The sequence below is a fragment of the Belliella alkalica genome (assembly GCF_022549785.1).
Classification (GTDB): domain Bacteria; phylum Bacteroidota; class Bacteroidia; order Cytophagales; family Cyclobacteriaceae; genus Belliella; species Belliella alkalica.
Genome location: NZ_JAKZGO010000002.1, coordinates 343190 through 357549 on the forward strand (window position 1 = coordinate 343190; position 14360 = coordinate 357549).

At 38.4% G+C, this 14360-nt stretch carries 11 protein-coding genes; 6 read left to right on the plus strand and 5 right to left on the minus strand.

What is annotated here, in order from left to right; translation table 11 throughout:
* Positions 1-389: 389 nt before the first annotated feature.
* Together MM213_RS03615 and priA are read left to right on the plus strand one after the other, a co-directional pair.
* Positions 390-1373, plus strand: coding sequence for a GSCFA domain-containing protein (locus MM213_RS03615; protein WP_241410144.1), 984 nt, complete (start codon positions 390-392; stop codon positions 1371-1373).
* 641 nt (positions 1374-2014) lie between these two features.
* A complete protein-coding gene (gene priA / locus MM213_RS03620) occupies positions 2015-4534 on the plus strand; it encodes a replication restart helicase PriA (protein WP_241410145.1) in 2520 nt (839 codons plus the stop codon).
* A 954-nt stretch (positions 4535-5488) separates the two neighbouring features.
* Here priA and MM213_RS03625 read toward each other — a convergent pair.
* Positions 5489-6073 (minus strand): TlpA family protein disulfide reductase, encoded by a 585-nt coding sequence (locus MM213_RS03625; protein ID WP_241410146.1) that lies wholly within the window; start codon positions 6071-6073, stop codon positions 5489-5491.
* A gap of 316 nt (positions 6074-6389) precedes the next feature.
* Between MM213_RS03625 and MM213_RS03630 the strand changes: the two genes are divergently transcribed.
* Positions 6390-8633: a Tex family protein gene (locus MM213_RS03630; RefSeq protein WP_241410147.1), complete on the plus strand. Its 2244-nt coding sequence runs from the start codon at positions 6390-6392 to the stop codon at positions 8631-8633.
* Positions 8634-8685: 52 nt separating this feature from the next.
* Here MM213_RS03630 and MM213_RS03635 read toward each other — a convergent pair whose 3' ends face one another.
* Positions 8686-9363 carry a hypothetical protein gene (locus MM213_RS03635; protein ID WP_241410148.1) on the minus strand — a complete coding sequence of 226 codons (678 nt, stop codon included), beginning with the start codon at positions 9361-9363 and terminating at the stop codon, positions 8686-8688.
* A gap of 479 nt (positions 9364-9842) precedes the next feature.
* On the opposite strand from MM213_RS03635, the gene MM213_RS03640 reads away from it, so the two are divergent.
* Together MM213_RS03640 and MM213_RS03645 are read left to right on the plus strand one after the other, a co-directional pair.
* Entirely contained in the window at positions 9843-10088 is a 246-nt protein-coding gene (locus tag MM213_RS03640; RefSeq protein ID WP_241273712.1) for a hypothetical protein, read from the plus strand.
* A 10-nt stretch (positions 10089-10098) separates the two neighbouring features.
* Positions 10099-10875: an XRE family transcriptional regulator gene (locus MM213_RS03645; protein ID WP_241410149.1), complete on the plus strand. Its 777-nt coding sequence runs from the start codon at positions 10099-10101 to the stop codon at positions 10873-10875.
* Positions 10876-10981: 106 nt separating this feature from the next.
* On the opposite strand, the gene MM213_RS03650 is transcribed toward MM213_RS03645, so the two are convergent.
* The 3 genes from MM213_RS03650 to rluF form a co-directional block, all read right to left on the minus strand.
* The gene (locus tag MM213_RS03650) at positions 10982-11662 is read right to left on the minus strand and encodes a YiaD family glycine zipper/OmpA-like lipoprotein (RefSeq protein WP_241410150.1); all 681 of its coding nucleotides are present in this window, start codon (positions 11660-11662) and stop codon (positions 10982-10984) included.
* A 15-nt stretch (positions 11663-11677) separates the two neighbouring features.
* The gene (locus MM213_RS03655) at positions 11678-12436 is read right to left on the minus strand and encodes a hypothetical protein (protein ID WP_241410151.1); all 759 of its coding nucleotides are present in this window, start codon (positions 12434-12436) and stop codon (positions 11678-11680) included.
* 548 nt (positions 12437-12984) lie between these two features.
* The gene (gene rluF / locus MM213_RS03660; RefSeq protein WP_241410152.1) at positions 12985-13719 is read right to left on the minus strand and encodes a 23S rRNA pseudouridine(2604) synthase RluF; all 735 of its coding nucleotides are present in this window, start codon (positions 13717-13719) and stop codon (positions 12985-12987) included.
* Positions 13720-13911: 192 nt separating this feature from the next.
* On the opposite strand from rluF, the gene MM213_RS03665 reads away from it, so the two are divergent.
* Positions 13912-14343 (plus strand): hypothetical protein, encoded by a 432-nt coding sequence (locus MM213_RS03665; protein ID WP_241410153.1) that lies wholly within the window; start codon positions 13912-13914, stop codon positions 14341-14343.
* Positions 14344-14360 lie beyond the last annotated feature (17 nt).

Here is a 14360-nt window from a genome sequence, read left to right on the forward strand (position 1 = left end):
AAGGAGTTAAACCTCGATTAGCCCCGCATTGCCATGCGGGGAAAAAAGAATCATATGAGTCGTCCCAACCAACTCCGAATGGAGTTGAATCATCTCTTACCACCAGTTCGGAATATAATTTTCCACAGGTTTCACCTTCGACTTCACCACGAAGGCCACAGTATTTTGAACTTTGACCACTTTGTGGACGGTCGGTGTTTGTACAATTAAGTTCAAACCCTAAATAAACCTCAACCTTACAACTTTATAACCTTCCAACCTTCCAACCCTAAATAAACCTCAACCTTACAACTTTAAAACCTTTCAACCTTCAAACCCTATATAAACCTTATTCCATAAATTTTCCTTAACAATTGTCTATATCAAATGATTCTCCTTAATTTTAGGAAATGCAATGGACTACTACTTTTGATATCCCCGAAGCCCAGCCGAAGATCGATCACCAATCTTCGTTGTTTGCTGTAGGTTCTTGTTTCTCTACCATGATAGGTGAAAAACTCCATGAAAGAAAGTTCAATGTGCTAAACAATCCTTTTGGGACGATTTTCAATCCTATTTCCATCACGCAGATTTTGGAAGATGCATTGCTCGAAATGCCGGTCAATACAGATATGGTATTGGTTCGTGATGGCGTGTACCTTCATTTTGGGATGCACTCCGATATTTCGGGATATAGTCAGGACTCTCTCGAAAGAATGATCCACAAAAAGCAGCAACTGACAAAAACACAACTGGAAAATGCCAGTCACTTGATCATCACTTTTGGTACAGCTTGGGTTTATGAATATGGTTCCTCCGGTCAGATTGTTGCCAACTGCCATAAGCAACCTTCGGGACTATTTGAAAAAAGACTCCTCAACTTAGACGAAATCCACAAAACGTATATTGGTTTCATCAATATGTACCGTGAGTTTAATCCAAATGTCAACATCATCTTGACAGTCAGTCCAGTGCGCCATACCAAAGATGGTATTCCTGAGAATCAATTGAGCAAAAGTCTCTTGAGATTGGCTTGCAATGACATTGCGGAATCTTTTGATTTTGTACATTATTTTCCGAGCTACGAGATCATGATGGATGAACTGCGCGATTATCGCTTTTACAAATCAGATATGATTCACCCCACAGAGCAGGCTGAGGATTATATCTGGGAGAGATTCAAGAATTCCTGGATAGACTCCAAAACCTACCCGACCATCGTGGAAGTAGAAAACATCCGAAGGGAACTCGCCCACAGACCCTTCAATCCCGACAGCCCAGCCCACATGAAGTTCCTCGAAAACCTCCAAAAGAAACTCGAACGCCTCAGCCGATCCTTCGACTTTTCCAAAGAAATGGATCAGCTAAGAAAACAGGTGGATCATAGGAAGTAGGAGGGGGGAAAGGATGAAGTAGGAAGGGTGAAATAGGAAAAGTGTCAGAGAAAAAAAAGAATATAAACCCCGAATGGGGTTAAACTTCGATTAGCCCCGGATTACTATCCGGGGATCAAAGTCAATGATGATGCCAACAACCACGAAGTGGTTGAATCTCTTCAATTGAAAAAAAAGCGTCAAGTATTTTCAGGACTCGGCAGATGGTTTTTTTTGTTGTTTGGGGAATAGATACGTTTGGTGGAGATGGCTGTTTTAGGTGTTAAGATAAATAGAATATATTAGGTTACATTTTAAGTTAAGAGGCTTTTTGTTTTGTCGAAGTGATAATGTTAGTCAGAGACCTAAAACAGTGGGATTTAAAATTCAAAATTCAACATTTTTTAAATTATGAATTTTGAACTCTGACTAATGAATCAATAATCCACTATGCTCTAGAATAAAAACCCACATTTACTATCCCTAGCTTATCTCTGCAATATTGATTGTACTGCGAGTTTTTGTCTGATGACTCTAGCTTCTCGCTTCTTTTTCTCTAAAATCTCCCCTCTAAAATCTATATTCACCAACTCCATTTCCCTATATTTGCCTTAGGGTCTTTTCCCAAGACCAAAATGAGAACTTGATTAAAGACTATATTTTTGGAAAGTTTATTTGGAGATACTTACGAACCTCAGGATGAGAAATCTAGGCTGTTTGCTGATGTGATTTTGCCTGTACCCATTCCCAAAATGTTTACCTACAAGATTCCAAGGAGTCTTTCTGAGGATATTGGGATTGGATATCGGGTGATGGTGCAGTTTGGTCAAAAAAAGGTGCTGACTGGCATCATTGGAAAGGTCCATCAAAAACCTCCCAAGGAATATGAAGCCAAGCCTATCTTGGATGTCTTGGATACCTACGCCATGGTCAATCCGCTTCAGATCAAGTTCTGGGCTTGGATGGCAGAGTATTACTGTTGCCATATCGGAGAGGTGATGAATGCAGCCTTGCCTTCTGGACTGAAGCTGAGCAGCGAAAGTAAGATCCAACTCAATCCGGCGTATGATTCTGAGACGTCCATGTATCCTTTGGATGATAGGGAAGAGGTCATCCTACAGGCTTTAGCTAGTAGGGAAGAGTTGAGTTATGAAGATTGTGAGCAATTGCTCGGTATCAAAACCATCCATGGAATCATCAAAAGTTTGGTGATCAAAGAAGCGATTATCGTATTCGAAAAAGTAAAAGATAAATATACTCCAAAAGTAGAGACAAGAATCCGTCTAAGAAAAGAGTATGCTGAAGATAAAAAAGCATTGGAAAGCCTATTCCAAGAGCTTGATTCCAAACCTAAGCAGGAAGAAATCCTACTCAAATATTTGCAGGAAATTCCAGTCTATCAGAATCCGGAATTGAATACAAAAGGTTTGGATAAAAAAGCATTTTCAGATGCTGGATTATCCATGAGTTCCATCAAAACACTGATTAAAAACAATGTTTTGGAGGAATATAAATTGATAATCAGTCGGTTTGAGGAGATTGAGGAAAGTGATGAAAAGATCATCTTGTCAGAGGAGCAAATGCTCGCGATGCAAGAGATCAAGGAGGCTTTTGAAGACAAGCAGGTGACTTTGCTTCATGGGATCACCGGAAGTGGAAAGACAGAGATTTACATTCAGCTGATCAAAGAAGCCCTCGAAAGTGGCAGTCAGATCCTTTTGCTTCTTCCCGAGATAGCCCTTACCACGCATATTGTTGGCAGGTTGAGGAAAGTATTCGGGAGCAAAATGGGTGTGTACCATTCCAAATATTCCGACAATGAGCGTGTGGAGGTTTGGAATGGAGTCATCAGTGGGAAGTTTTCTTTTGTGGTAGGAGTACGCTCCTCGATATTTTTGCCCTTTGATAGTTTGGGTTTGGTGATAGTGGATGAAGAGCACGAAGCTTCATTCAAGCAATATGATCCTGCACCGAGATTTCAGGCGAGGGATGCTGCCATCATGCTGGCATGGCTCCATCAGGCTAAGACCATACTGGGCTCTGCGACACCATCTTTTGAAAGTTACTACAATGCCAGAACGAAGAAATATGGCTACGTACAGCTAGATCGCCGATATGGAGAAGCGCAATTGCCAGAGTATTTCCTTTCGGATATTTTGGTGGATAAGAAGAAAAATCTGCTCAAACTTGATTTCACCAGATTGATGCGGGAAAAGATACAGGAAGCATTGAATAAGCAGGAGCAGGTTTTGATTTTCCAGAATAGGAGAGGCTATGCGCCATATATTTCCTGTGAGGATTGTGGCTGGATTCCAGAGTGTGAGCATTGCGATGTGAGTTTGACTTATCATCAGTTTGGGGAAGAAATGCGCTGTCATTATTGTGGATTCAAGGAGAAAGTACCGAAAATCTGTCCTGCTTGTGGAAGTGGCAAATTGGCAGCTGTAGGTTTGGGGACTGAGCGTATCGAAGAGAATATTTCACTTTTATTTCCAGAGGCGAGGGTCGCAAGGATGGACTTGGATACTACCAGAAGTAAATATGGTTATCAGCGTTTATTGGAAGAGTTTGGGGCTGGAAATATTGATATTTTGGTGGGTACACAGATGATTACCAAAGGGCTTGATTTCGAGAAAGTAACTGTGGTTGGTATTTTGGATGCTGATCGGATTTTGTATTTTCCTGATTTCAGGGCAGGGGAAAGGGCCTTTCAGCAAATCACGCAGGTAGCTGGTAGGGCAGGAAGAAGGGAAAAGCGGGGCACCGTAGTGATCCAAAGTAGAAAGCCCGACCATTACATTTTTGAAAAAGTGATTCAGGGTGATTACAAGAATTTCTACGTCCAAGACATGACCGAAAGGCAGAAGTTTTTCTATCCACCATTTGTCAAGTTGGTCAAAATTTCCACAAGGCACAAGGATTACAAAACTGCGGAAAAAGCTGCCCGACATTTACATAATCTGCTGAATGACATTCAGGTAAAAAAAATAATGCTAGGGCCTGAAAAGGGTCTGATAGGTAAAATCAAAAATCAGTATATTTTCGAAAGTCTTGTGAAGCTAGATAAGTCTGGAAATGCACAGGCAGTTTTCAAACACGATCTGCAATTGATCTTAGAAGAAATGTATGCAAATAAGGAATTCAGGAGTGTGCGGGTTGTGGTGGATGTGGATCCTTATTAAGGTTAGAATGTTCAAAGGTTGTGAGTTTTTAAAGTTGGCTGACATCTTGGAGAAGGATGTTATTAGATGCTTTTTATACTTATGTCCTTTTTATAGAGGCAAATCATTGTCTTGTCCTGAAAATAGTTGACACTTTTTCTTACAATTAGTAGAGTTCAACCCGCTTCGGGGTTGTTGTTTCGCTCATCGACTTTGATCCCCGGATAGCAATCCGGGGCTATTCAAAGTTTAACCCCTTCGGGGTTGATCTCATCCCTGCTTCTGTCTCGCTTCTCCATTCCGACTAGAAGAGCCTGCCTCGTAGAATTACGGGGAGAAATCTCTTACTGAATTTCACACTCCAACTTCTTTTTTCACTTTCTTGTTTTAAAAACAGGACGAGACCTCTCTCCTGAATGCTTTCGGGATCGAGGTGACGTAGTCAAAAATTAAATTTGTCTTACAGCTTCTACTTTAGCCTCTAATCTCTCAGCGCAACTTTGCACCTTAACCTCCTTTGCGAGTATCAAGCAAAATCTAAAATCTACCTTCCAAAATCTAAAATCCTAATTAAAAAGCCCCTAAACTATTCATCATGAAGACCTTCGAGGTTTTTTGAAACCTCAAAGGTCGCATCTCGTTTCTCGCCTCTAGTCTCTAGTTTCTAGTCTCTAGTCTCTCGTTTCTCTCTTCACCTCTCAGCGCAACTTTGCACCTCAGCCTCCTTTGCGAGTACCAGGCAAAATCTAAAATCTACCTTCTAAAATCTAAAATCTAAAATCCCTCTAACCCCCTCCTAAACTATTTATCATGAAGACCTTCGAGGTTTTTTGAAACCTCAAAGGTCGCCTCTCGTTTCTCGCCTCTAGTCTCTCGTTTCTAGTCTCTCGTTTCTCTCTTCACCTCTCAGCGCAACTTTGCACCTCAGCCTCCTTTGCGAGTACCAGGCAAAATCTAAAATCTACCTTCAAAAATCTAAAATCCAATTAAAAAGTCCCTAAACTCCTCCGTATCAAAATTACTCATGCCTTCTTGATAGAAGACGATTTTTCCTTCTGGATTGATGACTATTGTGGTGGGGATGGATTCTGATTGGAGGGAATTGTTCAGACCATGGCTCGCATGGACTATTGGAAAGCTCCAACCTTTGTCATCCACAAGTTTCTTGCTTTTTTCAAAGTCCTTGTCTAGCGCAATCATCAAAAACTCGAGGTTTTCAGTGTCTTTGACTTTCTTATACATTTCTGAAATATGTGGCATTTCTGCACGACAGGGAGGACACCATGTTGCCCAGAGATTGATGAAAACAGTCTTGCCTCGGTAAGCTTCCAGATCGATAATTGATCCTTGCTGATCCGTAAATCTCCCGGTAAACTCAAAATCCAAATTCTCTTTATTGACTAAAGTGATTTTTGGTTTTATTAGTCCTGTGGAAAGAAGCAGAGACTGCACTCCACCCATAATAGGAGTAATCAGTCCAGTAAAATAAAGAAAAGCAAACACCGAAAGAATCAATCCCCAGCTCTTTATTTCTTTTTTCCAATCAAATTTCTTTGTCATAATGCCAAATGTTAATAGTTATAGGGTATCAGTGCATCAATTGATTTTAAGTATATCATTTTGTTTGGTTACTGGAAAGAACACGGATAAATATCTATCAATATCTACAAATATCACTTCCAAGATGGATTTGAGTAATTTAAACTTTGAGTAATCTTTTTGAATGAATAATTTCGATCAAATACCTGAATTCAAAATTACCATCACATTACCAATACCTTAGTGACCAAAGGTACAATAAGTAAGATTTCTTTTTCCATACCAAACTTGAATGCTGTAAATTGCGCACCTATTTTGAAGTTTTTAATACAAGAAAATGAATATAGATCATTATTTGAAAATAGCCGAAGAGCTGAATATCAAACTCAAGCAAGTCACTGACACCATTGCCTTGTTGGACGAGGGTGCTACAGTGCCTTTTATTTCCAGATATAGGAAGGAAGTGACAGGGAGCTTGGATGAAGTGCAAGTAGCAGGGATCAGAGATAGAGCGCTCCAATTGAGAGAATTGGACAAAAGAAGGGATGCTATACTCAAATCTATCAAAGAGCAAGGCAAACTTTCTGATGAATTGGAAAAGAAGATCAATGGCGCAGAGACCATGTCTGTATTGGAAGATTTGTATTTGCCATATAAACCAAAAAGAAGAACCAAAGCTACGATCGCTAAGGAAAAGGGCTTGGAGCCATTGGCAACATTGATTTTTGAACAAACTTCGATAAACCTCGAAACAGAGGCAAAGAAATATATAGATGAAAGCAAAGAGGTCCCTTCGAGCGAAGAGGCACTTCAGGGAGCAAGAGATATCATCGCTGAATGGGTCAATGAAAATGTTGAACTAAGGAAAAAAATGCGAGATCTCTTTATCAATGAAGGGACATTTGTATCCAAAGTTTTGCCGGGAAAAGAAGCCGAAGCCATCAAATACAAAGATTATTTTGACTGGTCAGAACCTGTGAAAACGGCCCCATCGCACCGTGTGCTGGCTATGAGGAGAGGAGAGAAAGAGCTTTTCTTGATGTTGGATTCTTGTCCTGAGGAATTGTCAGCCATTGCTCTGATGGAAAATGTGATCTTGGAAGATGCAGCCAATACTTCAGTGGAGCAAGTTCGAATGGCGATCAAAGATTGCTACAAAAGACTTCTGAAACCTTCTATGGAAACAGAAGTCAGACTTTTCACCAAAAAGAAAGCGGATGAAGATGCGATCAAAGTTTTTGCGGAGAATTTGAGACAACTTTTGCTTGCAGCACCTTTGGGAGAAAAATCAGTGATGGCTATCGATCCAGGTTTTAGAACAGGTTGCAAGACTGTATGTCTAGGTCCTCAAGGGCAGTTGTTGAGCTTTGATGCAATATATCCTAATGAACCTCAAAAGCGAACAGCAGAATCTGCTGCTACCATCAGGCATTTGGTAGAGAAACACCAAATTCAAGCCATTGCTATTGGCAATGGAACGGCAAGCAGAGAGACAGAAGCATTTGTGAAAGCCATTGGATTGCCAAAAAGTGTCATCGTGACCATGGTCAATGAAAGTGGAGCTTCGATCTATTCAGCTTCAGATGTGGCGAGAGAAGAGTTTCCTGATCAGGATTTGACCGTCAGGGGAGCAGTGTCAATCGGAAGAAGGTTGATGGACCCTTTGGCAGAGTTGGTAAAAATAGACGCCAAATCAATAGGAGTGGGGCAATATCAGCATGATGTTGATCAGACAGCTTTAAAAAATTCTTTGGATGACACCGTGATGAGTTGTGTGAATGGTGTCGGTGTGGAGATCAATACAGCTTCAAAGCAATTGTTGACTTATGTGTCTGGGCTTGGGCCTGTATTGGCACAGAATATTGTAGCATACAGAACTGAAAATGGACCATTCAAAAGCAGGTCAGAAATCAAGAAAGTCCCAAGATTGGGTGATAAAGCTTACGAACAAGCTGCTGGGTTCTTGAGAATCAGAAATGCGAAAAACCCATTGGATTCATCTGCAGTGCACCCGGAGAGGTATGAATTGGTTGAGAAAATGGCCAAAGATATAGGGGCAAAGCTTACTGATTTAATGAGTTCGGAGGAGTTGCGATCCAAGATTATCCTGAAAAACTATGTTTCAGAGACAGTTGGTTTGCCTACGCTCCAAGATATCATGGATGAACTTTCCAAGCCAGGGAGGGATCCAAGAGAAGGTTTTGAGTTGTTTAGCTTTCAGGAGGGTGTCAATGAAATGAAAGATCTGAAAGTTGGAATGAAGCTACCGGGAATAGTTACCAATATCACCAAATTTGGAGCATTTGTGGACATAGGAGTTCATCAGGATGGCTTGGTGCACTTGAGTCATTTGGCTGATAAGTTTATCACTGATCCAAATGAAGTAGTCACAGTGAATCAAAAAGTGGAGGTGACTGTAATGGAAGTAGATATTCAGAGGAAGAGGATTGGCCTTAGTATGAAGTCCGATCCATTTGCAGAAAGGGGGAAGTCAAAATCTAAAGAGAAGAAAGAAGATCCTCTAGTAGCAGAGGGAGATTTGGCTGCAAAATTGGCTATGCTCAAAGGAAAATTTAGATGATAAAAAAAGCCTCTAGGAAATCTTAGAGGCTTTTTTGTTGATGTTAGAATCATTAGAAATGATATGCTATTCTAAGTGCTTTTAATGGGATAAGGTTTAATGATATTGAAGAGAGACCATCTTGTCTGTTAACTTCAGAAAAATTGTCTGTGCTTTCAGCTGTTTTGGTTACTCTTTTGAAGTGAATTACATCAAATCCTGTTTCGGCTGAGACACTCAATCTTGAGTTCAGATGATATTTCACTCCCCAAAAGTTCCCTAATCCTAGCCTAAAATTATCGACATTTGCAAAAGCGGTATTTTCAAATGGCAGATCATTTCTTTCTCTAAATCTCATGTTGGAAAATCCCAATATAAGATCCAAACCACCATAGGCTATGAATTTTTCATTAATGAACTTTTGTTTTTCAAAACCTATTCTTAGTCCATAATCTAGGTTGTTTACTTTATTATATGTAAAATTTTGAAAGTAAGACAAGTTTTCATTGAACGTATTGTTAAAACTCATATCTAACCTAAATCCCATGTTATTCCCTTTTGGTCCTGTGTAATTTTTTCTGTAAAACAGAGAAGGGTTGAAATTTCCACTGAAAATAGGTCTTACATCAACAGCCAACTCATGTTTGGTTTTTGAATAATCATAGACCCTTTTTTCGTCTTCATCATCCGTCTGTGCAAAAGCAACAGAACTAAACGTCATAGCAAATAATAATAGAAATTTGATTTTCATAGATTTTTGGATTGTGGTGTGTAAATAATTGTCTAAAAATTCTTACGGTATTCATCAATTAAAAGTTTAAGATAAGATTATGTGTCAATATGAATTAGTTAATAAACAGTTTGTTTTCAGTGGGTGAGTATCATTTTATATGGATATACGGAACTTTGCCACTAACTAAAAAAAAGCCTGATTTAGCTTAGATCCGATATTAATTGATATTAGATACTCGTAGATATTGAACATAAGCAAGCAATCAACCTTGAAATTAAAGCTACTAGCAAAGAAGCGTATAATCATATTATTTTACTTTATCATACGCTAAGTCAATTTGAATGAAAATTTATGTTTTTCATTTTCATCTAATAATTAAAAAGACTCATTTATTAAATATTTGGACAATTGATGTCAAATTATAGTTTGTTTAATAAACATATATATGTTATTTAAAATAACATTCGTATATTAGCTCCTGTTAAATCAATAAAGCTATGGAAGACATCACTAAAATCAGCCTTACTCAAACGACCTTGCCATCAGGTAATTGTCAAGTAAAATTTTTTATTGAAGATGAGAAAAAGCCTCAGTATGGATATTTGCTGGTAAATGAACCAAAGACTGTTGGTGAGATTATGGAAGAAATTAAAAGCAGAATGGAGCAGCGAAGAATGGCCAATCCATTTTCGGTCAAGCAACCAATGAAAGACGATCATAATTTTTATCTTTACTCTGCTTAAACAAGACCTTATGCTGCTTTCTAAAAACCTTAGACATCTACGTACTTCACAGAACATCACCCAATCAGAGCTTGCAGAAAAACTGGGAGTTCAGAGGACAATGATATCTGCCTATGAGGATGGGCGTTCAGAACCAAAGCTTTCTGCTTTGAAGGTGATTTCCGATTTGTTTGGAGTGTCCATGGATGAATTGCTCTATCATGATATTCAAGAGATGGGTAGGAAGGCAGTTCAAAGAAGAGATACCAAGATTCTAACAATTGCTGTGGATGAATCTGACCGTGAAACTATTACCATGGTAGGCCAAAAAGCCTCAGCAGGTTATTTAAATGGTTTTGCTGATCCAGATTACATGGAATCATTGCCACAATTTAGGCTTCCTAATTTGGCAAGTAACCAATCATATCGAGCTTTCGAAATCACAGGGGATAGCATGTTGCCGATGGTACCTGGCACCTTGATTGTTGGTGGATACGTTGACCAATTGCGAGATATAAAAAGTGGAAAGACCTACATCTTGGTAACTGCTTCAGAGGGAGTTGTGTATAAGCGAGTGTTTAATTATTTGGAAGAGAATGGCAAGTTATTTTTAGTATCTGACAATGAGCATTACAAACCATATGAACTCAAAGGGGAAGATATCTTGGAAATTTGGGAAGCAAAGGCATTTATCAGCACAGATTTTCCGAACCCCAAAGATCGAAATAACCCAATGACAATAGAGGATTTGTCCAAAATGATATTGGATTTGAGATCAGAGATTGTAAAGATGAAGAGTAGGAGTTAGATTTTTTTAAGATTTCTCCCTGTGCCTCCCAAATGTGAGGTAAAGTCGAAATGACAAAAAAAAAGCCAACTTTCGCTGGCTTTTTTTGTTTGAGTAGAAGTTCAAATTAGTCCTTAATTTCTCCTTTTTCTGCTTTATCAACCAATTCGTCGTTGGCAGTAATTAAGATTTCAACTCTTCTGTTTTTTGCTCTTCCTTCATCAGTTTCATTCGTTGCGATTGGTTTGTCAAATGAAAAACCAATTGTGACCATTCTATCATCTTCAATGCCTTGCATTTTTAGATAGTTCTTTACAGAAGCAGCTCTTCTTTCCGATAGACCAAGATTGTATTGATAAGCTCCTCTATTATCTGTATGACCTTCGATAGATAGATCTGTATCAGGATACTCCTTCAAAATTTCAGCAAATTTCATGATGTTATCTTGCGCAGCAGGAGTCAATGAATAAGAATCGAAACCAAACAAAATGCCAGAATCAAAAGTCAATTTGATGGATTCACCAACTCTTTCAACCTCTGCATCTCTTACTTCCTCTTCGATTTTTTTGGCTTGCTTATCCATGTAAATACCAATTGCCGCACCAGCTGCTCCACCTACTACGGCACCGATTGCTGCGCCTTTGCCTGCTTGTCCACTTTTATTGCCAATTACAGCGCCAATTGCTCCTCCGGTACCTCCACCGACAGCAAGACCTTTTTCTGTATTATTCCAACTAGCGCAGCTGAACAAAAATACAGCTCCTAATACTTGAGCAAAAATGCTTTTAATAGATTTTAATTTTTTCATAATAATAGTACTTGGTTATAGTTTTAAAAATCCTTCTTTGATTTTCGAGACTGCATCGTAAGAAGAATCTATATTATAAATACCTTTCCCAAATTCATGCCAAAAACCATCGCCACAATCTATATAAATTCCTCTTTTGCTTGGTTTGACCTCTCTGGCCTTGTCATAGTCATAATCGGGTAAAAACACATAGGATAATAATTCTTTTGTTTTTTCCCAATTCAGTTCTTTCTCCTGTCCGTTGATGGTTGCTAATGCTTTTCTGATAGAAAATTTCATCGTTAAAGAAATTTCCAAGCTTTTATCATTATCTACTTTTAAGAAATTTATGATTAATGGAGCTTCCTTTTTACTTGTCTCGTAAATCGCTTGAATGATTTCTTGGGCTAAGTACTGCCATTCTTCTTGGTTCAATGGAATAGTACGAGTGATTTTACCATGAAGATCTTTTGCCAATACACGTACACCTCCTTCGTCTTCATCCAGTTTTTTATTGGACCATTTCGAGGTTAAATAAAGTGATTTGAGGGGTTTCTCCCATGCATTATGCAATTCACCAACGTAATTGTAGTCCATATCCAACGAAAAACCTTCGTCAAGAATCTCTTCTTCAGTCAATTCCTCACGATGGGTATATTCAAGGTCTAATTGAGTATTGAGAAAATTTTTCTCAAAGCTGATTTTTAATTTAAACCTATGACTAAATGGAGGAGGAATGCTTCCTGACTCAAAATCAATTTCAATTCTTACTAGGTCTTCGTTTTTTAAATGCATATTTAGTTTGATTGTAAGGTTGGTTAGGTTTGATATTTTTGGTTGTTTATAGTAATTGATCAATTTGAAGGTTTTAAACTTATAGGGTTGAGATAGGGGACAGGTATAGTGTGAAGGAAGCATTAGCCATGTCCTGACCTTTTTTTAATCTTTGAACTTGTTCCTAAATATATCACCGAACTTGTCTCCCGTCTGTAAGATATCGAATTTCAAATCACTGTGTTAATCAAAGTTTAACTCCCGATACAGACGATCATCGGTATCGTGACAGGAACTTCTTGGTTTTCATCTCGTTACTTAAATCTTGCTTCTGTCTAGTCCTGATTTTACTTGACACTTTTTCTTTATGAATTGAAGAAGTTCAACCTCCCGATTCTCGGGACAGGCTCTTCGGGGTTGTTAATACCATGAAGGATATTCCTTCCAAATTCCCCGCATTTCATATGGGGCTACTCAAGCTTTAACCCCTTCAGGGTTGTCTATATTGAATCTCCTGCCATTCTCTTCTCAAATCTCCGTCTCACTTCTCACATCTCATATCTTGAGTCTCATATCTCAAATGTTTTCTTGGAATTGGCCAACATCCCGTTGATTTCATCCATTTCTTTTTTGCTCAGGTCTCGCCATTCTCCCAAAGGGATATCTAACTGGATATTCATAATTCTTACTCTTTTGAGCCTAGTTACTTCATAACCCAAATATTCACACATCCTTCTGATTTGTCGGTTGAGTCCTTGTGTCAAGATGATATTAAACTTGTTTTTTCCTATTTTTCGTATTTTACATTCCTTAGTAATTGTATCCAAGATAGGTACACCATTGGCCATTTTCTCCAGAAAATCAAAAGTTATTGGTTTGTTGACCGTCACGATATACTCTTTTTCGTGATTGTTTCCTGCCCTTAGGATTTTGTTTACAATATCTCCATCGCTAGTCAACAATATTAGTCCTTCACTTGGTTTGTCCAATCGACCAATTGGAAATATTCGCTTTGGATGATTGATATAATCTATGATATTATCTTTTTCCGCTTTGATATCCGTGGTGCATACGATACCTACAGGTTTGTTGAATGCAATATATACAAAATCATTATCAGGTGGACTTATGAGTTTTCCATCCACACGAACTTCATCGCCAGGCATTACCTTAGTTCCTACTTCTGGGATTTTGCCATTGATGGTTACCTTTCCCTCCTCGATCAGTTTATCAGCACCTCTTCTTGAGCAAAATCCTACTTCACTGAGGTACTTATTGACTCTTGTAGCTTGTGATTCGTCCATTGTTGCAAATTTAGGTCTATTTTCAACATATTCTGAATTTTGAGTAAGAATACCTTCATTTTTGCCTTCAATAATTTATTTCGAAGAAAATCTCTTATCAATCAGTAGTTTTCATGATTAATCCGTATTATTTTTTGAATAATAATAAGAAATGTTTATATTAATTCGTTCATACTATAAACTAAACTATATATGGAAAAGATGAATTATAAATCTGTAGGAGTATGGCTTGATCAGTCTAAAGCGCATTTTATTGGTTATCAAGATGGTGAGGCTACATTCATAGAATCTCTTATCTCTCCACACGAAAGAATAAAAAGAGAAGAGGGCGAAGTAAGCGATACTGCTCGTTTTTCTCCAAATCCTTCTGTACTTTCCAACAATGAATATCGCAAAAATAACATTGCCCAAAATGAGTTGAATGAATATTACAAGATGCTCGAAGATAAAATTGGGAAATTTGAGGACGTACTTTTATTTGGCCCAGGCACTGCAAAGGATCAATTCAAAAATCGAATTGCGGAAAACAAAGCTTTCAAAGAAAAATGGATTTCTGTCCAAAATTCAGATAAAATGACTGACAATCAGTTGCTAGCTTTTGTCAGGGATTTTTATAAAAACTGAGAAAGAAATAGATAAAG